Here is a 21,099-nt window from a genome sequence, read left to right as displayed (position 1 = left end):
TTGGCTGCCAAGAAAAAACCTGCACCCAAGCGCGGCGCGAGCCGCTACCAGGCACCGGCGAAGAAGCCTATTCCAGGCTGGTTGTGGATGGCCATCGGCCTGGCGGTCGGCGCGTTTGTGGTGATTCTGATGAAGCTGGAGCCGGGCAAGGGCGATGACGTCAAACGCGTCAAGCAGGAGCAGCAGAAGGCCACCAAAATCGCCGAAGCCAACAAGACTGCGCCGAGCCCGACTGCACCGGTGAAGCCGAAGTACGACTTCTACACGCTGCTGCCAGAATCGGAAGTGATCGTGCCGCCCGACGCCGTGCCGGAGAAAACCCTGCCGACGCCGCAAGTGCCGACCACTCCGGTAACGCCTGCGGAAGCGGCGAAAATCGACACCGCACGGGCCCAGGCGGCGCTGGCCGGGATCACCCCGCCACCAGCCCCGCCGGTTGCAGAGACCAAGGCGGCGCCGGTGACCAAGTTCTTCCTGCAGGCGGGCTCGTTCCCGAAACAGGCGGATGCGGATCGTGTGCGTGCGCAGATCATCCTGCTCGGCCAGACGGTGACGGTGGAGTCCGGCACGGTCAAGGACGCGACCTGGTATCGCGTCCTGGTAGGGCCGTTCAGCAACCGCGAACAGCTGACCGTCGCACAGAAACAACTGGCCGGCGCCGGGTTTAGCAACCTGTTGTTACAACAACGCCAGAGCCGCTGAATCTGACAACACAGTAGGGCCCATGTGAGAGCTGGCTTGCCGGCGATGGCGGTGTAACAGTCAATATTTTCAGTGACTGACACACCACCATCGCAGGCAAGCCCGCTCCCACATTTGGTTTTGGTGTGCGCTTAAAAAATTTGTCAGACCGATAAACACCACTCGTCCGCCTTAAACCCCTACGGTTGAAATCCCCCCCGCCACCCCCATATGAGTTTCCATCAGGGCATTTTCGCCCCGCTGCGTGGAGACTCTCCCCTTGACCACCATCGTTTCAGTACGTCGCCACGGCAAAGTCGTCATGGGCGGCGACGGCCAGGTTTCCCTTGGCAACACCGTGATGAAAGGCAACGCGAAAAAAGTCCGTCGCCTGTACCACGGCCAGGTTCTCGCGGGCTTTGCCGGCGCTACCGCCGACGCCTTCACCCTCTTCGAACGTTTCGAAGGCCAGCTTGAAAAACATCAGGGCCACCTCGTGCGCGCCGCTGTCGAGCTTGCCAAAGAATGGCGCACCGACCGCTCCCTCAGCCGCCTGGAAGCCATGCTGGCAGTCGCCAACAAAGACGCGTCCCTGATCATCACCGGTAACGGTGATGTGGTTGAGCCCGAACACGGCCTGATCGCCATGGGTTCCGGTGGTGGCTACGCACAAGCGGCTGCCAGCGCACTGTTGAAGAAGACCGACCTGTCGGCCCGCGAAATCGTCGAGACTGCCTTGGGCATTGCCGGCGACATCTGCGTGTTCACCAACCACAACTTCACCATTGAGGAGCAGGACCTCGCCGAGTAAGCCGTAGGCTTATTCCTGCTTGAGGCCGCCAAACACTATGTCCATGACTCCCCGCGAAATCGTCCATGAACTCAATCGCCATATCATCGGCCAGGACGATGCCAAGCGCGCCGTTGCCATTGCGCTGCGTAATCGCTGGCGCCGGATGCAACTGCCCGAAGAACTGCGCGTTGAAGTAACCCCCAAGAACATCCTGATGATCGGCCCGACCGGCGTGGGCAAGACCGAGATCGCCCGGCGCCTGGCCAAGCTGGCCAACGCGCCGTTCATCAAGGTCGAAGCCACCAAGTTCACCGAAGTGGGCTATGTGGGCCGCGACGTCGAGTCGATCATTCGTGACCTGGCCGACGCCGCGCTGAAGCTGCTGCGCGAACAGGAAATGACCAAGGTCAGCCACCGCGCCGAAGACGCCGCCGAAGAACGCATCCTCGACGCCCTGCTGCCACCGGCGCGCATGGGCTTCAACGAAGACGCCGCACCGGCCTCGGATTCCAACACCCGCCAGCTGTTCCGCAAGCGCCTGCGTGAAGGCCAGCTGGACGACAAGGAAATCGAGATCGAAGTCGCCGAAGTTTCCGGCGTCGACATCTCCGCACCACCTGGCATGGAAGAAATGACCAGCCAGTTGCAGAACCTGTTCGCCAACATGGGCAAGGGCAAGAAGAAAAGCCGCAAGCTCAAGGTGAAGGAAGCACTGAAGCTGGTGCGCGACGAAGAAGCCGGGCGCCTGGTGAACGAGGAAGAGCTCAAGGCCAAGGCCCTGGAAGCGGTCGAGCAGCACGGCATCGTGTTTATCGATGAGATCGACAAGGTGGCCAAGCGCGGCAACGCCGGCGGCGTCGATGTGTCCCGTGAAGGCGTGCAGCGCGATCTGCTGCCGCTGATCGAAGGTTGCACCGTGAACACCAAGCTGGGCATGGTCAAGACCGACCACATCCTGTTTATCGCCTCCGGTGCGTTCCACCTGAGCAAGCCCAGCGACCTGGTACCCGAGCTGCAAGGCCGGCTGCCGATTCGCGTCGAGCTCAAGGCGCTGACCCCGGGCGACTTCGAGCGCATCCTCAGCGAGCCGCACGCGTCGCTGACCGAGCAGTACCGTGAGCTGCTGAAAACCGAAGGCCTGGGCATCGAGTTCCTGCCGGACGGCATCAAGCGCCTGGCGGAGATTGCCTGGCAGGTCAACGAGAAGACCGAGAACATCGGTGCCCGTCGCCTGCACACCCTGCTGGAGCGCCTGCTTGAGGAAGTGTCCTTCAGCGCTGGCGACATGGCGGGCGCGCAGAATGGCGAGGCGATCAAGATCGATGCCGACTACGTCAACAGCCACTTGGGCGAATTGGCGCAGAACGAAGATCTGTCTCGTTATATCCTGTAAGCCTTACATCGGACCAGCTTGTGTGAGCGCTGGCTTTTGTGGGAGCCGGGCTTGCCCGCGATGGGGTCGCCGCGTAGTGCCAGAAGCACCGCGGTGATGCTATCGCAGGCAAGCCAGCTCCCACACACGCCCAGCGACCACATTGATCCGGTTCCTTCAGGATCATCTCCGAGCGGTTCCCCAAATGACCAAACTGCCTACCGCCATCAACCTGCACAAAACCTCCAATACCCTCGGCCTCACCTACGGGCCCGACGAGGTCTACCAGTTGCCTGCCGAACTGCTGCGGGTGCACTCGCCGTCGGCCGAGGTCCAAGGCCACGGCAAACCCATCCTGCAATTCGGCAAACTCAATGTCCGCTTGACCAAGATCGAGCCGGCCGGTCAGTACGCACTGAAATTGACCTTCGACGACGGGCATGACAGCGGTTTGTTCACCTGGGACTACCTCTACCAACTGGCCGTGCGTCAGGACACGCTGTGGGCCGATTATCTCGTCGAGCTCAAGGCTGCCGGCAAAACCCGTGATCCGAGTGAATCGGTCGTGCGCCTGATGCTCTAGCCCAGGCTTCTTGCTCTTTAGAGGGCATTTTCTAATTTCATCTGCTTGAATGCCCTGTCGCGTGGCCAATGATTGGCCCGCTTGCGAAAAAAATTAAACTCGGGTAACCAATGGAACTGGCAAGTTCCCTGCATTTGACGATGCGGTATCAACGGTCACCCGAGTCGCAGTACCTGGCTTGTGTTGTGTATCGAAACCTGGTGCGCAGCGGTACCCGGTACTCGTCTTTCGGACAATGGAGCGTCGTAGATGAGTAACAAGAATAACGATGACTTGAAACGCCAGGCCTCGGAAAACACCTTGGGGCTCAACCCGATCATCGCGTTACGAAAAAAGGATTTACTCGCCTCGGCGAAGATGGTGCTGACCCAAGCCATCAAGCAACCGTTGCACAGCGTCAAGCATGTGGCCCACTTCGGTGTCGAATTGAAGAACGTGATGTTCGGCAAATCGCAGCTGCAGCCCGAGAGCGACGACCGTCGCTTCAATGATCCGGCCTGGACCCAGAACCCGCTCTATAAACGCTACCTGCAGACCTACCTGGCGTGGCGCAAAGAACTGCACGAGTGGATCGGCGACAGCAACCTGTCGGAACAGGACATCAGCCGCGGCCACTTCGTGATCAACCTGATGACCGAAGCCATGGCCCCCACCAACAGCGCGGCCAACCCGGCGGCGGTCAAGCGCTTCTTTGAAACCGGCGGCAAGAGCCTGCTCGATGGCCTGTCCCACCTGGCCAAGGACATGGTGCACAACGGCGGCATGCCGAGCCAGGTCAACATGGGTGCGTTTGAAGTCGGCAAGACCCTGGGCACCACCGAAGGCGCCGTGGTGTTTCGCAACGACGTGCTGGAGCTGATCCAGTACAAGCCGACCACCGAGCAGGTGCACGAGCGCCCATTGCTGGTGGTACCGCCGCAGATCAACAAATTCTATGTGTTCGACCTGAGCCCGGATAAAAGCCTGGCGCGCTTCTGCCTGCGCAATGGCCAGCAGACGTTCATCGTCAGCTGGCGCAACCCGACCAAGGCGCAGCGCGAGTGGGGCTTGTCGACCTATATCGAAGCGCTGAAAGAAGCCGTCGATGTGGTCACCGCGATCACCGGCAGCAAAGACATCAACATGCTCGGCGCCTGTTCCGGCGGCATCACCTGCACCGCGCTGCTGGGCCACTACGCGGCGCTGGGCGAGAAGAAGGTCAACGCCCTGACCCTGCTGGTGAGTGTGCTGGACACCACGCTGGACACCCAGGTGGCGCTGTTCGTCGACGAGCAGACCCTTGAAGCGGCCAAGCGCCACTCCTACCAGGCCGGCGTGCTGGAAGGCCGCGACATGGCCAAGGTATTCGCCTGGATGCGCCCCAACGACCTGATCTGGAATTACTGGGTGAACAACTACCTGCTCGGCAACGAGCCGCCGGTGTTCGACATCCTGTTCTGGAACAACGACACCACGCGCTTGCCGGCGGCCTTCCACGGCGACCTGATCGAACTGTTCAAGAACAACCCACTGGTGCGCGCCAATGCACTGGAAGTGTGCGGCACGCCGATCGACCTCAAGCAGGTCACCGCCGATATCTATTCACTGGCCGGTACCAACGACCACATCACACCCTGGCAGTCCTGCTACAAGTCGGCGCAGCTGTTTGGCGGCAAGGTCGAGTTTGTGTTGTCCAGCAGCGGGCATATCCAGAGCATCCTCAACCCGCCGGGCAACCCCAAGGCGCGCTACCAGACCAGCGATGGCTTGGCGGGCAAGGCGCTGGAATGGCAGGAGAATGCCACCAAGCACACCGATTCCTGGTGGCTGCATTGGCAGGCCTGGCAGGCGGAGCGGGCGGGGAAACTGAAGAAGGCGCCGACAACTTTGGGTAATAAAACTTACGCCGCAGCTGAGGCTGCGCCGGGGACATACGTTCACGAACGGTAACCAGAATGCGTGGCTGAAACGAGATCAGTGTGGGAGCTGGCTTGCCTGCGATAGCGGTGGGTCAGCCAGCAGAGCTGTTGCAGGTGCCGGCCTCATCGCAGGCAAGCCAGCTCCCACCGGGACCGCACCGCCCATTAGACCTATGCACCACCTGACAGGGCTCGAGCATGCCGCAACCGTTCATCTTCCGCACCATCGACCTGGATGGCCAGACCATCCGCACGGCGGTGCGCCCGGGCAAGCCGCACTTGACGCCGTTGCTGATCTTCAACGGCATCGGCGCCAACCTTGAGTTGGTGTTTCCGTTCGTCCAGGCCCTGGACCCGGACTTGGAAGTGATCGCCTTCGACGTGCCGGGCGTGGGCGGTTCCTCGACGCCCAGCCGGCCGTACCGGTTTCCTGGTTTGGCCAAGCTCACGGCGCGCATGCTCGATTACCTGGATTACGGCCAGGTCAACGCGGTGGGCGTGTCCTGGGGCGGCGCGCTGGCGCAGCAGTTTGCCTATGACTACCCGGAGCGCTGCAAGAAGCTGATCCTGGCCGCCACCGCCGCCGGCGCCTTTATGGTGCCGGGCAAACCCAAGGTGCTGTGGCTGATGGCGAGCCCACGGCGCTATATCCAGCCCTCTCATGTGGTGCGCATTGCGCCGATGATCTACGGCGGCTCGTTCCGCCGCGACTCGAAATTGGCCGCCGAACACGCCAGCAAAGTGCGCTCGGCCGGCAAGCTCGGCTACTACTGGCAGCTGTTCGCGGGGCTTGGCTGGACCAGCATTCATTGGCTGCACAAGATCCGCCAGCCGACCCTGGTGCTGGCCGGGGACGACGACCCGCTGATCCCGCTGATCAACATGCGCATGCTGGCCTGGCGCATTCCCAACGCGCAGTTGCACATCATCGATGACGGCCATCTGTTCCTGATCACCCGCGCGGAAGCCGTGGCTCCGATCATCATGAAGTTTCTCGAGGAGGAGCGTCTGCGGGCGGTGATTCACCCGCGACCGGCGGTGTAAGGACTGCGCCGCCGCGCAACTTGCCGAGAACCGGCTATGGTTCTGAATTGGCGTGCCTGTTGATGGCTTGACGAAGGAGTGTTGGCTCATGCGAGAAAGACCCGTGACGAACCCGGCGCCCACCCCCGCTGCGTTCATCAACGCGCAAAATGCGATCACCGGCCTGCGCGGCCGGGATCTGCTGTCGACCCTGCGCAGCGTCGCCGCCCATGGCTTGCGCAACCCGGTGCATACCGCCCGTCACGCGCTCGCGCTGGGCGGTCAACTGGGCCGCGTACTGCTGGGGGAAACGGTTCACGAGCCCAATCCCCGCGACAGCCGCTTTGTCGACCCGACCTGGGCCCTCAACCCCTTCTACCGGCGCAGCCTGCAAGCCTATCTGAGCTGGCAGAAGCAGACCCGCCACTGGATCGATGACAGCACCTTGAGCGCCGATGACCGCGCCCGTGCGCATTTTGCCTTCGCCCTGATCAACGACGCCGTCTCGCCGTCGAACACTCTACTCAACCCGCTGGCCATCAAGGAGCTGCTCAACTCCGGCGGCAACAGCGTGGTGCGCGGCGTGAGCAACCTGTTCGACGACCTGCTGCACAACCACGGCCTGCCACGCCAGGTGAGCAAGCAGGCCTTCGAGGTCGGCAAGACCGTGGCCACCACGCCGGGCTCGGTAGTGTTTCGCAACGAGCTGCTGGAGCTGATCCAATACAAGCCCATGAGCGAAAAGCAGTACGCCAAGCCGCTGCTGATCGTGCCGCCGCAAATCAATAAGTACTACATTTTCGACCTGAGCCCGGCCAACAGTTTTGTGCAGTACGCGCTGAAGAACGGCCTGCAGACGTTCATCGTCAGTTGGCGCAACCCGGACGTACGCCATCGCGAATGGGGCCTGTCCACCTATGTGGCCGCGCTGGAAGAAGCGCTGAACGTGTGCCGGGCGATCACCGGGGCCCGTGAAGTCAACCTGATGGGCGCCTGCGCCGGCGGCCTGACCATCGCGGCCCTGCAAGGCCATCTGCAAGCCAAGCGCCAGCTGCGGCGCATCTCCAGTGCCAGCTACCTGGTGAGCCTGCTGGACAGCCAGATCGACAGCCCCGCCACGCTGTTTGTCGACGAGCAAACCCTGGAGGCGGCCAAGCGCCGCTCCTACCAGCAAGGCGTGCTCGACGGCCGCGACATGGCGCGCGTGTTCGCCTGGATGCGTCCCAATGACCTGATCTGGAATTACTGGATCAACAATTACCTGCTGGGCAAGGAGCCACCGGCGTTCGACATCCTGTACTGGAACAATGACAACACGCGCCTGCCCGCCGCACTGCATGGCGACCTGCTGGATTTCTTCAAGCACAACCCGTTGAGCCATCCGGGCGGCCTGGAGGTGTGCGGCACGCCCATCGACTTGCAGAAGGTCACGGTGGACAGCTTCAGCGTCGCCGGGATCAACGACCACATCACGCCGTGGGACGCGGTGTACCGCTCCACCCAACTGCTGGGCGGCGAGCGGCGCTTCGTGCTGTCCAACAGCGGGCATATCCAGAGCATCCTCAACCCGCCGGGCAACCCCAAGGCCAACTACGTCGAAAACCCCAAGCTGAGCAGCGACCCGCGTGCCTGGTACTACGACGCCGATCACGTCGAAGGCAGCTGGTGGCCACAGTGGCTGACCTGGATCCAGCAACGCTCGGGCGTACAGCGCGAAACCCTCACCGCCCTGGGCAACCAGAACTATCCACCGATGGAAGCGGCGCCAGGCACTTACGTGCGGGTGCGCTGAGCTCAACGATCACATTAAGAAGACTGGATGAAGACCCGCGACCGTATCCTTGAATGTGCCCTGCAGTTGTTCAACCAGAAGGGCGAACCGAACGTGTCGACCATGGAGGTGGCCAATGAAATGGGGATCAGCCCCGGCAACCTCTACTACCACTTCCATGGCAAGGAGCCGCTGGTGCTCGGGCTGTTCGAGCGCTTCCAGAACGAGCTGGCGCCGCTGCTCGACCCACCGGCAGATGCGCAACTGGAGGCCCAGGATTACTGGCTGTTCCTGCACCTGATCGTCGAGCGCATGGCGCACTACCGTTTTTTGTTCCAGGACCTGTCCAACCTGGCCGGCCGCCTGCCGAAGCTGGCCAAGGGGATTCGTGGCCTGTTGACTGCACTCAAGCGCACCCTGGCGTCATTGCTGGCGCGGTTGAAGACGGCGGGGCAACTGGTCAGCGATACCCAGGCACTGGGGCAACTGGTGGAGCAGATCACCCTGACCCTGTTGTTCTCCCTGGACTACCAGCGCATTATCGACCGCGACGGCGAAGTGCGGGTGGTGGTGTACCAGATCATGATGCTGGTGGCGCCGCACTTGATGTTGCCGGCACGCCAGGCGACCGAGCGATTGGCCCTCAAATACCTGGATCACACCGATTAAAAATTAAAAAAAACGCCCGACCTCTGTAGGCCGAGCGTTTTTTTCTGTCCTGTAGAAATCAGGACTGACTGGATGGCGTCGGGGTTACCGGCGTTGCAGTCGGGGTGACAGCAGCGGACGTCGGTGCGGAAACCGAGTTGGCTGAGGACGCGGTTGGCGCTGGTGCGGTGGCAGGCTTGGCCGCTACGGCGGGCTTGGCCGCTGTGGGTTTTTTCGCTGCAGCGGGCTTCTTCGCGGCGGCCGGTTTGGCAGCAGCGGGCTTGGCAGCCGGTTTCGCGGCAGCAGGCTTGGCAGCTGGCTTGGCGGCAGGTTTGGCTGCTGCGGTTTTCGCTGCCGGCTTGGCGGCGGGTTTTGCTGCTGCTTTGGCGGCAGGCTTGGCAGCCGGTTTAGCCGCTGGCTTGGCTGCAGCTTTAGCCGCTACAGGTTTAGCCGCAGGCTTGGCGGCCGGTTTGGCCGCGGCGGTCTTGGCTGCAGGCTTGGCGGCGGGTTTCGCCGCGGCTTTCGCAGGGGCCTTGGCCGCAGGTTTGGCAGCAGGCTTGGCGGCAGCTTTCACCAGAGGCTTGGCAGCGGTTTTGGCGGCCGGTTTGGCAGCAGCGGTTTTGGCCGCTGGCTTGGCAGCCGGTTTCGCCGCAGCGGTTTTAACCGGAGCCACTTTGGCGCCCGTGAGTTTTTCGATTTGCTTGGTCAAGGTATCGACCTTGGTGTGCAGGGCCTTCACTTCAGTACGGCTAGGCACGCCCAGTCGCGAGATAGCTTTGTTGAGGCGAGTATCCAGTGCCCCTTCAAGCTCGCTCCAAGTACCCAGTACCTGTTTCTTCGCATCACTGATGCGCGAACCGGCAGTCGCCTTGGCGGCATTAACTTGTTTACCAACTGTGCTCTTGGTCAACTTCTCGGCCTTTTCGCCGTCCTTGACCAAAGTCTCGAAGAGTTTACTGCCGTCACTGTCGATCTTCGAGTAAACGCCTAAACCAGCCAGCCAGATCTTGCGGGAATATTCTTCAACTTTCCCGACCCACGAGCTGCCTTCTTTCTGAGTAGTCTTTTTAACAGCCATCCCGATGTCTCCTTAGTGTTTACGCGCGACACGTTCGAGCAATGCCGTCAGCTCTTCGAGCTTAGCAGAGAGTGTCTCCACGTCATGTTTAGACGCAATGCCGATTCGATTCAAGGCACTGGCGACACGAGTATCAAAAGCTTTTTCAACTTTATCCAGCTGAACTTCTACCAGACCTTTGACCGCGGAGACATTACTCTTTACTTGATCAATCTGACTGTTGGCAGCATCAAGTTGTTCAACTGCAACTTTTTTGCCTTTACTTTCAACATGTTGACCAGTCTTAACCAGCTCTTTGAAGTAGTCGCTGCCCTCGCTTCCGACCTTGGCGTAGGCACCAAGACCCGCCAGCCAAATCTTGCGGGCATAGGTTTTAACGTCACTCAGGGCAGTGGTCTGGGCGTCGATTTTTTTCTTCAGAATAACTTTGGCCATGGTGCACCTCACGCGAAAAAGGGGGGAGGAACGGCCCACAGGAGTTGAGGGCTTGGGCACAAAGTAGGCTGGAAAATTAGAATCGGCACCCTAAGTACACGCGGATCAGGCCAAGGCTTTATCCAGGGCTTTCTCGATTTCGGATTTGATCGTGCCACTCATGGCCGACATCAACAGCCCCAGTTCCACATCAATACGCAGTGAATCATCAGCGACGACTACCGTGCCTTTAACCCCCGAACGCTTGAGGTTCAAGGTATCGCCGGACCACGACGGCTCGAGGCCATATTGCTCCTGGAGTTTGTGCGCCAACTTGTCGGCCTTTGCCCGTGCGCCTTCTTTACCCAGGGAATGTGCACGTTCAACGGTTATACGGGCCATTGCAATGACTCCTCTTTATAGGGATTTGAATACCTTCGATGCGGCAAAAGGTCTCGGTGACCGCCCATCTTACCTGCAGCCTTGCCAAGACAAAGCAGGCCTTGGGGATTATCATGTCCCGCATTCTCTTTTGGTGACAGCGATATGACTGATCAGCGCAAAGGCAGCGATGCCGAACCCACCACTCACTTCGGCTTCAAGAACGTCCCGGAAAGCCAGAAAGCGGAAAAAGTCGCTGAGGTGTTCCACTCCGTAGCGGCCAAGTACGACCTGATGAACGACGTGCTCTCCGGCGGCATGCACCGCCTGTGGAAACGCTTCACCATCGAGCTGTCGGGTGTCCGCACCGGCAACCGCGTGCTGGATATCGCCGGCGGCACGGGCGACCTGGCAGCCAAGTTCTCCAAGCTGGTTGGCCCGACCGGCCAGGTGGTCCTGGCGGACATCAACGGTTCGATGCTCAAGGTCGGCCGTGACCGCCTGCTCGACAAGGGCGTGGCCGGCAACATCGAATTCGTCCAGGCCGACGCAGAAAAACTGCCGTTCCCCGACAACCATTTCGACTGCGTGACCATCGCCTTCGGCCTGCGCAACGTGACCCACAAGGAAGATGCGATCCGCTCGATGCTGCGCGTCCTCAAGCCGGGCGGCCGCCTGTTGGTCCTGGAGTTCTCCAAGCCGACCAATGCGCTGATGTCGAAGGTCTACGACACCTACTCGTTCGCCTTCATGCCGCTGATGGGCAAGCTGATCACCAATGACGCCGAGAGCTACCGCTACCTGGCCGAATCGATCCGCATGCACCCCGACCAGGAAACCCTGAAGTCGATGATGGTAGAGGCCGGTTTCGACCGCGTGACCTACCACAACATGACCTCGGGCATCGTCGCCCTGCACCGCGGCATCAAGCCCTGATGTTGTTCGCGGGCCTCCTCGCCAGCGTAGAGCACGGCCTCAACCGTGTGCTGCGCCTGGACAGCACCGCCCTGGCGCGGCTGGCGCACTTGACCGGCAAGGTGATTGCCGTCGACTGCCGCAGCCCCGCCTTGCAGCTGTTTATCCTGCCCAGCGATGAAGGCCTGCTGCTCGCGACCCAATGGGCCGCCGAGGCCGACTGCACCCTGCGTGCGCCGGCCTCGAGCCTGTTGCACCTGGCGCTCAGTCGCAACAAGACCGCCATCCTGCACAGCCCCGAAGTGGAGCTGGAAGGCGACAGCGCGGTGCTGATGGACCTGGCCGCCGTGCTGCAGGACCTGGAGCTGGACTGGGAATACGAGCTGTCCCGCTGGATCGGCCCCGTGGCCACCCAACTGATCAGCGGACACCTGCGCAGCCGCTCGCGCTGGTACCAGCAGGGGTTCGCCAGCCTCAATCAGAACCTCGCCGAATACCTGAGCGAAGAATCGCGCACCCTGGTCGGAGAACGGGAAGCGCAAGCGCGCTTTCGTGAACTCGACAAGGCCAAAATCGACCTGGAACGCCTCGAGGCCCGCTTCGAGCGCCTGAGCCGTTCCCTTGATCCAAGCGATAACGCATGAAGCTGCTCGCCGTCCGCCGTTTGTTTCGTATCCAGCGCGTCGTAATCCGCTACCGCCTCGATGACCTGCTGTTCGCCCTGCCCCTGCCGTGGTTCCTGCTCGCGGTGCGCTATGTGCTGCCGTGGCGCTGGTTCCCGCGCAAACAGCTGGAGCTGAGCCGTGGCGCGCGCCTGCGCCTGGCGCTGCAGGACCTGGGGCCGATCTTCATCAAGTTCGGGCAGATCCTGTCGACCCGCCGCGACCTGCTGCCGGAAGACATCGCCGACGAACTGATGCTGTTGCAGGACCGCGTACCGCCATTTGATTCCCAGCAGTCGATGAAGCTCATCGAAGACCAGCTGGGCAAGAAGATCAGCGAGGTGTTCAGCCGCTTCGACGTCGAGCCCCTGGCTTCGGCCTCGGTGGCGCAGGTGCACGCGGCGCAACTCAAGACCGGCGAAGAAGTGGTGGTGAAGGTAATTCGTCCGGGCCTCAAGCCGATCATCGGCCAGGACCTGGCGTGGCTGTTCATCCTCGCCCGCGCCGCCGAGCGTTTCTCGGCGGATGCACGCCTGCTGCACCCGGTGGACGTGGTCGCCGACTACGAAAAAACCATCTACGACGAACTCGACCTGTTGCGCGAGGCGGCCAACGCCAGCCAGCTCAAGCGCAACTTCGAAGGCTCGCCGTTGCTCTATGTGCCACAAGTGTATTGGGACTGGTGCCGCCCGAAAGTGCTGGTGATGGAGCGCATCTACGGCGTGCAGGTCACTGACCTCGCCACCCTCGCCGACCAGCGTACCGACATGAAGATGCTCGCCGAGCGCGGCGTGGAGATCTTCTTCACCCAGGTGTTCCGCGACAGCTTCTTCCACGCCGACATGCACCCGGGCAACATCTTCGTCAGCACCGTCAACCCGTGGAGCCCGCAATACATCGCGATCGACTGCGGCATCGTCGGCAGCCTGACCCCGGAAGACCAGGACTACCTGGCGCGCAACCTGTTCGCCTTCTTCAAGCGTGACTACCGGCGCGTGGCGCAGTTGCACATCGACTCAGGCTGGGTGCCGGCAGAAACCAAGCTGAATGAATTCGAAGCGGCGATCCGCACCGTGTGCGAGCCGATCTTCGAAAAACCATTAAAAGATATTTCCTTCGGCCAGGTGCTGATGCGCCTGTTCCAGACCGCGCGCCGCTTCAATATGGAAGTGCAGCCGCAACTGGTGCTGCTGCAGAAGACCTTGCTGAACATCGAAGGCCTGGGCCGCCAGCTCTACCCGGACCTCGACTTGTGGAACACCGCGCAGCCGTTCCTCGAACGCTGGATGCGCGAGCGCGTCAGCCCGAAAACCTTGCTGGGCAACCTGCACAGCCAGATGGAACAGCTGCCGCACCTGGCCAACATGACCCGCGACCTGCTGGAGCGCATGTCCCAGCCCCATGCCAAGGACCCGGCGCCACCATGGCAGAAGCGCAAGGACGACTGGTTCCTGCGCCTGCTCGGCGCGGCGCACCTGGTGGGTGGCGTGATGCTGGCCATCGGCGGGCCGCTGAACCAATTGGGCCACTGGCCGGCCGGCATCATGGTCGCCGTGGGTGTTTATCTGATCGTGCGTCGATAGCCAATCCGGTTATACACTGTCGCAAATTGCCGGAGCCGAACATGAAAGACTGGCTGGACGAGATCAAGTGGGACAGTGACGGCCTGGTGCCGGCCATTGCCCAGGACTACAAGACCGGGCGCGTCCTGATGATGGCCTGGATGAACCGCGAGGCGCTGAGCCTGACTGCCGCTGAGCAGCGTGCCATCTACTGGTCACGCTCACGTGGCAAACTGTGGCGCAAGGGCGAAGAGTCCGGGCATGTGCAGACCCTGCACGAGATGCGCATCGACTGCGACGCCGACGTGGTGATCCTGATGGTCGAGCAGATCGGCGACATCGCCTGCCACACCGGCCGTCACAGCTGCTTCTATCGCGTGTTCGAGAACGGCGAATGGAAGGTTGTCGAGCCGGTGCTCAAAGACCCGCACGCCATCTACTCCGCAGGACACTGAACATGAGCGATACCCTGAACCGTGTGGCCCAGGTGCTGGAAGACCGCAAAGGCGCGGACGCCGACAGCTCCTATGTCGCCAGCCTGTACCACAAGGGCTTGAACAAGATTCTGGAAAAACTCGGCGAAGAATCCATCGAGACCATCATCGCCGCCAAGGACGCCCAGGTCAGTGGCGACTGCAGTGATGTGATCTACGAAACTGCCGACTTGTGGTTCCACAGCCTGGTCATGCTCGCCCAACTGGGGCAGCATCCACAGGCAGTGCTGGATGAACTGGACCGTCGCTTCGGCTTGTCCGGGCATGCCGAAAAGGCCTCGCGCCCGTCCGCCTGAATAACTTTTACAGAGGAATTGCAGCATGGGCATTTTTGACTGGAAACACTGGATCGTCATTCTGGTGGTGGTGGTACTGGTGTTCGGCACCAAGAAACTGAAAAACCTCGGCACCGACGTGGGCGAGTCGATCAAGGGCTTTCGCAAAGCCATGAACGACGATGAGAAGCCGGCCGACCCGGTCGTCAACCCGGTGCCTCCGGCCCAGCCTGTGCACCCACAGGCCACCCAGCCGATCACCGAACGTCGTACCTTCGACGTGCAGGCTGAAAAAGTCGAAGAGCCGACCCGCAAAGACTCGTGAGCACTGACTAATGTTTGGTATCAGCTTCTCTGAACTGCTCCTCGTCGGCCTGGTTGCCTTGCTGGTACTCGGGCCGGAACGCCTGCCCGGTGCCGCGCGCACGGCCGGCCTGTGGATCGGGCGCCTGAAACGCAGTTTCAACGCCATCAAACAGGAAGTTGAACGGGAAATCGGCGCCGACGAGATCCGTCGCCAGCTGCACAACGAACATATCCTGTCGTTGGAGCAGGAAGCGCGCAAAATCCTGTCTCCGGTACAGGAACCCGCCAAACCGGCGGAGCCCGTGGTGGAACACAGTATTGCGCCGCCCGCCGTGGCCGAGCCTGCGCCCGTGGTGGAACCGACCCCGGCACCGAGCGTTCCCGCCCCGACAGAGCCAGCGCCGACGCCCGTTGCGTCGCCCGCTCCCCATGACCCTACATTGCCGCCGCGAGCCCCATGAGCGCTGATAAACCGGAAAACGACCAGCACATGCCGCTGGTCTCGCACCTCACCGAGTTGCGTACCCGCCTGCTGCGTTGCGTAGCGGCCATCTTCATCATCTTTGCCGGGCTGTTCGCCTTCACCCAGCAGATCTACACCTTCGTCTCCACGCCCTTGCGCCAGTACCTGCCGGCCGGCGCGACGATGATCGCCACCGACGTCTCGTCGCCGTTCCTCACGCCGCTGAAGCTGACCATGATGGTCTCGCTGTTCCTGGCCATCCCGGTGATCCTGCACCAGATCTGGGGCTTTATCGCGCCGGGGCTGTACAAGCATGAGAAACGCATCGCCGTGCCGCTGCTGGTGTCGAGCATCCTGCTGTTCTACACCGGCATGGCGTTCGCCTACTTCCTGGTGTTCCCGCTGATCTTCAAGTTCTTCGCTGCCGCCACCCCGGCCGGCGTGGAGATGATGACCGACATCACCAGCTACCTCGACTTCGTGATGACGCTGTTCTTCGCCTTCGGCGTGGCCTTCGAAATCCCGGTGGCGGTGGTGCTGCTGGTGTGGATCGGCGTGGTCGACGTGAAGTACCTGAAGAAAATCCGCCCGTACGTGATCATCGGCTGCTTTGTGGTCGGCATGATCCTCACGCCGCCGGACATTTTCTCCCAGACCCTGCTCGCCGTGCCGATGTGGATGCTGTTCGAGATCGGCATCCTGTTCAGCGCCTTGATCAGCAAGCGCGGCGAACATCCGGATGACCAACCCGCCGACGACGACCAGCCGCCAGCGACCCAGCCGTGAACCTGCTGCTGCTCGAAGAGGCCGACTTCATCGCGGCCGACCGCGTCATCTTGCGTGATCGGCGCCTGGTGCATATGCAGGACGTCCACCGCGCGGCGGTCGGCGACAACCTGCGTGTCGGCCGCATTGGCGGGCTGATGGGCAATGCGCAACTGCAACGCCTTGAAGCACACGAAGCCGAGCTGCAAGTGAGCTTCGACCTGCCGCCCCCGGCCAAACTGCCGCTGACCCTGCTGCTGGCCCTGCCGCGCCCGAAGATGCTGCGGCGGGTGCTGCAGACCGTGGCAGCCATGGGCGTGCCCAAGGTGGTGCTGGTCAACAGCTATCGGGTCGAAAAGAGTTTCTGGCAAACCCCGTTCCTGGAACCCGAGGCGATCCGCGAGCAACTGATCCTCGGCCTTGAACAGGCGCGCGACACCGTGCTGCCCGAGATCATCATCGAGAAGCGCTTCAAACCCTTCGTCGAAGACCGCCTGCCGGCCATGACCGAGGGCACCCTGGGCCTGATCGGCCATCCGGGCGATTACCCGGCGTGCCCGCGCGGGCTGGATACGCCGGTGACCCTGGCCATTGGCCCGGAAGGTGGCTGGATCCCCTATGAAGTGGACCTGCTGAGCAAGGCCGGCATGCAGCCAGTCCAGCTGGGCGCGCGCATCCTGCGGGTCGAAACCGCCGTCACCGCCCTGCTCGCCCGGCTGTTCTGAGCCCCCACTTGTTGCGGATGAACGCGTTTCAGGGCGCGAGCCGACTAAGGCAGTAAGATTTTGTGGCTGATCTGCTTTTTGTGGTGAGCGGGCTTGCCCCGCGTTGGGCTGCGAAGCGGCCCCAAACCCACCACTCATGAACACCTGACCCACCGCACTCTGCTGGATTGGGCCTGCTGCACAGTCCAACACGGAGCAAGCCCGCCACAACCCCTTCCGCCTACAGAATCTTCCCGCTCTGCCGATAACCCCTGGATAAGTCCAAGCCTTGTTCCAGGGGAGATCGCAGCATGTATCGTTGGTTAGCCGAAAAGCTGGGGAATGTAAGCGTCAACCGCAAGCTGGGCATAGGTTTTGGCCTGGTGTTGATCCTGACCCTGTTGATCACGTTCACCGGCTGGACCGGGCTGGGCGAGGTGATCAGCCGTGGTGACAAGCTGGGCTTCATCTCCAGCCTCACCGGGCTGACCAAAGACCTGCGCCTGGCGCGCCTGGACTTCGAAACCCGCCGTGGCGAACAGGGCACCGGCGCGGTCAATGACCTGATCACACAGCTGGAAAACGGCCTGAAAACTGCCGAGTCCCTGATCGAGCAACCCGACGACAAGGCCCTGGTCGAGCAACAACTGGACGCCTTGAACCAATACAAAAAGGCCTTCGGCGCCATGGTCCAGGCCGGTCTAAAGCGTGAAGGCGCTCGCAGCAAACTCGGCGACACCGCCGACAACGCCGTCGCCAAGATCAACGAAGTCGAAAAAACCCTGCTGCAAGGGGACAGCGTCACCCAGTTCAATCGAGTGGTCGACCTGAGCAAGCTGATCCAGCAATCACGCTTCCAGGTGCGCGGCTACACCTACAGCGGCAAAGTCGAGGCCGAGCAGCCGGCGCTGGATGCCATCGACAACGCCCTGAAGAAAATCACCGAACTCGAAGGCCAACTGCCGGCCGAGTTCCAGGCCAACCTGCAAGAGGCCAGCGTTTCGCTGCAAGCTTATCGCGCGGCCGTCAGCCAGTACCGTGACTCCCAGGTCGCCAGTGCTGCGGCCCTGGCAATCATGAACAGCCAGGGCGATGTGCTGCTGGGTCATAGCGAAAAACTCACGGCTTCCCAGACAGTGGTGCGCGATACCGACGCAGCGCAAGCCAAACAGTTGCTGCTGCTGGCCACCGCACTGGCGCTGATCTTCGGCGTCGTCGCCGCCTGGGCCATCACGCGCCAGATCGTCATTCCGCTGAACCAGACCCTCAAAGTCGCCGAGCGCGTAGCCTCCGGCGACCTGAGCCACAACCTCACTTCCCTGCGCAAGGACGAGCTGGGCCAGCTGCAACGCGCCATGCAAAGCATGACCGTAGGCCTGCGCGAACTGATCGGCGGCATCAGCGACGGCGTCACTCAGATTGCCAGCGCCGCCGAGCAGTTGTCGGCCGTGACGGAGCAGACCAGCGCCGGCGTCAACAGCCAGAAAGTCGAAACCGACCAAGTCGCCACCGCCATGAATGAAATGGCTGCCACGGTGCAGGAAGTGGCGCGCAACGCCGAGGAAGCTTCTGAGGCCGCTGTAGCCGCCGACCAGCAAGCCCGTGAAGGCGACAAGGTCGTCGGCGAAGCCATCGCCCAGATCGAACGCCTGGCCACCGAGGTGGGTAACTCCACCGAGGCCATGGGCCATCTGCAGCGCGAAAGCGACAAGATCGGCAGCGTGCTTGATGTGATCAAGTCCGTGGCCCAGCAAACCAACCTGCTGGCCCTCAACGCGGCGATCGAGGCCGCGCGGGCCGGTGAAGCCGGCCGCGGCTTCGCGGTAGTGGCCGATGAAGTGCGCAGCCTGGCCCAGCGCACCCAGAAGTCCACCGAGGAGATCGAGGAGCTGATTGTCGGCCTGCAAAGCGGCACCCAGCAGGTAGCGAACATCATGGACAACAGCCGTGGCCTCACCGACAGCAGCGTCGAGCTGACCCGCCGTGCCGGCAGCGCCCTGGGCAGCATCACCCGTACGGTATCGACCATCCAGGCGATGAACTCGCAGATCGCCACCGCCGCCGAGCAGCAAAGCGCCGTGGCCGAAGAGATCAACCGCAGCGTGCTCAATGTGCGCGACATCTCGGAACAGACCGCTGCGGCCAGCGAAGAAACCGCCGCGTCGAGTACCGAACTGGCGCGCCTGGGCACGCACCTGCAAGCGCTGGTCAGCCGCTTCCGCGTCTGATGCCCGCCCCGCGTGGCGACCTGTCCCGGGTCGCCGCGCATACCCTGTGAAATTTCCTACGCACTTATCAGCCCCGCCGTCGCGCCCCGAGAACTAGCGTTCAGTCAGTTCAATGTGCTTGCGCACCTCAAGAACGCCCGTCGTTCTCTTGTTGGAGGGGTCACCATGTTTGCTCGAATGACGCACCTGTTGGGTGACGCCAGCGTCACCCTCAAGCTGGTCCTGGGATTCTCGCTGGTCCTGGCCCTGAGCCTGGTGATTGCCGTCACCGGTTGGCAGGCCCTGGCCGCCTCGCTTTATCGATCACAAACGCTGACGATAATTGCGCAACTGGCGGTGACGGGTGAAGAACTGCGCGCCGACAGAATTGTTTATCGCACCCTCGACGATAACAACAGCCTGAATAAATTGAGTGTCAGCATGGGCAAAGTCGACGAGCTCCTGGTGGAGCTTTCCGGCCGACTCAAAATGCCCAAACCCATCGAATACCTGCAGGAAATGACGCGCATTTCAGCGTCGTTCAAAACCACTCTCAAGGACGTGCCCCTGCTGGTTGAAAAGCGCGAGGGCGCCCGTGAACAGCTGAAACAAAGCTCATCGCGTACCGGCGACGTCCTGGCGCAACTGGCCAGCGACCTGCCTGACCAGGAGGACGCAAAAGCCCTGGATGCCATCGAAGACCTGCGCCAGGCCATCGAGCAGGCCGAAGATCGCGCGCAAAGCCCAGCGTGGGCCGCCAGTTCGCTGGAGGCCTACGCGCAGGCGAACGGTGACGCAGAGCGCAGCCTGGAAACCGCCCAGGCCGCCGTGGCGAAACTACCGGTGGACAGCGACCTGCTGAAAAATACCGTACTCGGCACCCGCACTTACCTCACGCGTCTCAAGGACACCCAACTGAACACGGAAAATACGCAAAACCAACTGGAGCAACAGCTGGATCAACTGCTCGCGCAAAGCGATCTATTGAGCCGGGACCAGACCTACAGGCGCGACAGTGAAGCTGAGCAAGCCCGCACCCAGATGCTGGGGGTTACCGCTGCTGCGTTGCTCCTCGGTGCGCTGGCCGCCTGGGTGATTGCCGGGCAAATCGTCAAGCCGCTGCGCAAGGCACTGGAGGTCGCCCATCGCATTGCCGAGGGCGACCTGAGCCACGACATACAAACCAGGCGTAGGGACGAGCTGGGCCAGTTGCAACGCAGCATGGCGCAAATGACCCTGAACCTGCGGGGGCTGATTGGCAATATCAGCGACAACGCCCGGCAAATCGCCAGTGCTGCCGAGGAGCTGTCGGCCATCACCGTGCAAACCCGTGCCGGGGTCAGTCATCAGCGCGATGAAACCGAGCAGGTCGCGACAGCCATGAACCAGATGCTGGCCACTGCCCAGGAGGTGGCGCGCCACGCCGAGCAGGCGTCCATCGCCGCGGCCGAAGCCAATCAACAAGCCGAATTGGGCGATCAGGTGGTGACGGATGCCGTCGCGCAGATTGAACACCTGGCCCATGAGATGGCGCGCTCGAGCCAGGCCATGCTGGCGCTGCAACGCGAGAGTCAGAAGATCGGCAGCGTGCTGGAGGTGATCAAGTCGGTGTCACAGCAGACCAACTTGCTGGCGCTCAACGCCGCGATAGAAGCCGCACGCGCTGGCGAAGCTGGCCGAGGCTTTGCGGTGGTTGCCGATGAGGTCCGCAGCCTGGCGCAACGGACCCAACAGTCTGCCGAGGAAATCGAGGGGCTGATCGGGGGCTTGCACAGCGGCACGCAACAAGTGGCCGACATCATGGACTACAGCCGCACCCTGACCGACAACAGCGTCACCCTGACGCGCAACGCCGGGGATGCCCTGACCGAGATCGCCCGCACCGTGGCGGTCATTCAGGAGATGAACCCGCAGATCGCCGCAGCCGCCGAAGAGCAAAGTGCAGTCGCCGAGGAGATCAATCGCAGTGTCTTGAAAGTCCGCGACGCCTCGGAACAGACCGCCACCGCCAGTGAGCAGACGGCGGAGGCGAGTCTCGAACTGGCGCGGCTGGGAACGGATCTGCAACAGTGTGTGGGGCGGTTCAAGGTCTGAGCGCCCCTCG

The 21,099-nt window shown here is 62.0% G+C and carries 22 protein-coding genes and 1 pseudogene; 20 read left to right on the top strand and 3 right to left on the bottom strand.

All coding sequences use genetic code 11. From position 1 onward, the window contains the following. The 8 genes from NTD80_RS07630 (at nt 1) to NTD80_RS07595 (ending at nt 8,790) form a co-directional block, all read left to right on the top strand. Nucleotides 1-702: an SPOR domain-containing protein gene (locus NTD80_RS07630; RefSeq protein WP_065899905.1), complete on the top strand. Its 702-nt coding sequence runs from the start codon at nt 1-3 to the stop codon at nt 700-702. A gap of 259 nt (nt 703-961) precedes the next feature. After that, nucleotides 962-1,492 (top strand): ATP-dependent protease subunit HslV, encoded by a 531-nt coding sequence (hslV, locus tag NTD80_RS07625; RefSeq protein ID WP_010563201.1) that lies wholly within the window; start codon nt 962-964, stop codon nt 1,490-1,492. Nucleotides 1,493-1,529: 37 nt separating this feature from the next. After that, nucleotides 1,530-2,867 carry an ATP-dependent protease ATPase subunit HslU gene (hslU, locus tag NTD80_RS07620; RefSeq protein WP_065899903.1) on the top strand — a complete coding sequence of 446 codons (1,338 nt, stop codon included), beginning with the start codon at nt 1,530-1,532 and terminating at the stop codon, nt 2,865-2,867. A 184-nt stretch (nt 2,868-3,051) separates the two neighbouring features. Next, nucleotides 3,052-3,429, top strand: coding sequence for a DUF971 domain-containing protein (locus tag NTD80_RS07615; RefSeq protein WP_262132968.1), 378 nt, complete (start codon nt 3,052-3,054; stop codon nt 3,427-3,429). A 249-nt stretch (nt 3,430-3,678) separates the two neighbouring features. Continuing rightward, nucleotides 3,679-5,358: a class II poly(R)-hydroxyalkanoic acid synthase gene (gene phaC, locus NTD80_RS07610; RefSeq protein ID WP_106805380.1), complete on the top strand. Its 1,680-nt coding sequence runs from the start codon at nt 3,679-3,681 to the stop codon at nt 5,356-5,358. Nucleotides 5,359-5,525: 167 nt separating this feature from the next. Continuing rightward, the gene (gene phaZ, locus NTD80_RS07605; protein ID WP_262132966.1) at nt 5,526-6,371 is read left to right on the top strand and encodes a poly(3-hydroxyalkanoate) depolymerase; all 846 of its coding nucleotides are present in this window, start codon (nt 5,526-5,528) and stop codon (nt 6,369-6,371) included. A gap of 88 nt (nt 6,372-6,459) precedes the next feature. Beyond that, nucleotides 6,460-8,142, top strand: coding sequence for a class II poly(R)-hydroxyalkanoic acid synthase (phaC, locus tag NTD80_RS07600; RefSeq protein WP_065899895.1), 1,683 nt, complete (start codon nt 6,460-6,462; stop codon nt 8,140-8,142). Between the two features lie 27 nt (nt 8,143-8,169). Then, complete coding sequence (locus NTD80_RS07595; protein ID WP_262132963.1) at nt 8,170-8,790, top strand: TetR/AcrR family transcriptional regulator; 621 nt, start codon at nt 8,170-8,172, stop codon at nt 8,788-8,790. A gap of 58 nt (nt 8,791-8,848) precedes the next feature. Here NTD80_RS07595 and NTD80_RS07590 read toward each other — a convergent pair whose 3' ends face one another. The 3 genes from NTD80_RS07590 to NTD80_RS07580 form a co-directional block, all read right to left on the bottom strand. Next, complete coding sequence (locus tag NTD80_RS07590; RefSeq protein ID WP_262132962.1) at nt 8,849-9,847, bottom strand: phasin family protein; 999 nt, start codon at nt 9,845-9,847, stop codon at nt 8,849-8,851. 12 nt (nt 9,848-9,859) lie between these two features. Further along, nucleotides 9,860-10,282: a phasin family protein gene (locus NTD80_RS07585; protein WP_065899891.1), complete on the bottom strand. Its 423-nt coding sequence runs from the start codon at nt 10,280-10,282 to the stop codon at nt 9,860-9,862. A 105-nt stretch (nt 10,283-10,387) separates the two neighbouring features. Next, nucleotides 10,388-10,663, bottom strand: coding sequence for a polyhydroxyalkanoic acid system family protein (locus tag NTD80_RS07580; protein WP_065899890.1), 276 nt, complete (start codon nt 10,661-10,663; stop codon nt 10,388-10,390). Nucleotides 10,664-10,807: 144 nt separating this feature from the next. Here NTD80_RS07580 and ubiE point away from each other — a divergent pair, with 144 nt between their 5' ends. From ubiE to NTD80_RS07525, 12 genes and pseudogenes are all read left to right on the top strand, one after another. After that, complete coding sequence (ubiE, locus tag NTD80_RS07575) at nt 10,808-11,578, top strand: bifunctional demethylmenaquinone methyltransferase/2-methoxy-6-polyprenyl-1,4-benzoquinol methylase UbiE (protein ID WP_003171186.1); 771 nt, start codon at nt 10,808-10,810, stop codon at nt 11,576-11,578. Then, the gene (locus tag NTD80_RS07570; protein ID WP_201143378.1) at nt 11,578-12,201 is read left to right on the top strand and encodes an SCP2 domain-containing protein; all 624 of its coding nucleotides are present in this window, start codon (nt 11,578-11,580) and stop codon (nt 12,199-12,201) included. Before ubiE ends, NTD80_RS07570 begins: the two co-directional genes overlap by 1 nt. Next, nucleotides 12,198-13,802, top strand: a complete 1,605-nt coding sequence (gene ubiB / locus NTD80_RS07565) for a ubiquinone biosynthesis regulatory protein kinase UbiB (RefSeq protein ID WP_065899888.1) — start codon at nt 12,198-12,200, stop codon at nt 13,800-13,802. The genes NTD80_RS07570 and ubiB overlap by 4 nt, the downstream gene beginning before the upstream one ends. 41 nt (nt 13,803-13,843) lie before the next feature. Then, on the top strand, nt 13,844-14,236 hold the full coding sequence (hisI, locus tag NTD80_RS07560) for a phosphoribosyl-AMP cyclohydrolase (protein ID WP_065899886.1): 393 nt from the start codon (nt 13,844-13,846) through the stop codon (nt 14,234-14,236). Nucleotides 14,237-14,238: 2 nt separating this feature from the next. Continuing rightward, a complete protein-coding gene (locus NTD80_RS07555; protein WP_065899885.1) occupies nt 14,239-14,571 on the top strand; it encodes a phosphoribosyl-ATP diphosphatase in 333 nt (110 codons plus the stop codon). A gap of 25 nt (nt 14,572-14,596) precedes the next feature. Beyond that, entirely contained in the window at nt 14,597-14,875 is a 279-nt protein-coding gene (locus tag NTD80_RS07550; RefSeq protein WP_012721795.1) for a twin-arginine translocase TatA/TatE family subunit, read from the top strand. A 10-nt stretch (nt 14,876-14,885) separates the two neighbouring features. Continuing rightward, entirely contained in the window at nt 14,886-15,317 is a 432-nt protein-coding gene (tatB, locus tag NTD80_RS07545) for a Sec-independent protein translocase protein TatB (RefSeq protein WP_262132955.1), read from the top strand. Beyond that, nucleotides 15,314-16,105 carry a twin-arginine translocase subunit TatC gene (gene tatC / locus NTD80_RS07540; RefSeq protein ID WP_065899881.1) on the top strand — a complete coding sequence of 264 codons (792 nt, stop codon included), beginning with the start codon at nt 15,314-15,316 and terminating at the stop codon, nt 16,103-16,105. The genes tatB and tatC overlap by 4 nt, the downstream gene beginning before the upstream one ends. Beyond that, nucleotides 16,102-16,809, top strand: coding sequence for a 16S rRNA (uracil(1498)-N(3))-methyltransferase (locus NTD80_RS07535; RefSeq protein WP_262132952.1), 708 nt, complete (start codon nt 16,102-16,104; stop codon nt 16,807-16,809). The genes tatC and NTD80_RS07535 overlap by 4 nt, the downstream gene beginning before the upstream one ends. Nucleotides 16,810-17,099: 290 nt before the next feature. Beyond that, a pseudogene (locus NTD80_RS31310) lies at nt 17,100-18,110 on the top strand (methyl-accepting chemotaxis protein); the annotation flags it as partial. Nucleotides 18,111-18,143: 33 nt separating this feature from the next. After that, nucleotides 18,144-19,016 (top strand): methyl-accepting chemotaxis protein, encoded by an 873-nt coding sequence (locus tag NTD80_RS31305; RefSeq protein ID WP_410017410.1) that lies wholly within the window; start codon nt 18,144-18,146, stop codon nt 19,014-19,016. Between the two features lie 165 nt (nt 19,017-19,181). Further along, nucleotides 19,182-21,089, top strand: coding sequence for a methyl-accepting chemotaxis protein (locus NTD80_RS07525; RefSeq protein ID WP_262132950.1), 1,908 nt, complete (start codon nt 19,182-19,184; stop codon nt 21,087-21,089). Nucleotides 21,090-21,099: the final 10 nt, after the last annotated feature.

The organism is Pseudomonas sp. 13B_2.1_Bac1, from assembly GCF_025466155.1.
Taxonomy (GTDB): domain Bacteria; phylum Pseudomonadota; class Gammaproteobacteria; order Pseudomonadales; family Pseudomonadaceae; genus Aquipseudomonas; species Aquipseudomonas aylmerensis.
This window is presented reverse-complemented; position numbering and strand designations above follow the sequence as displayed.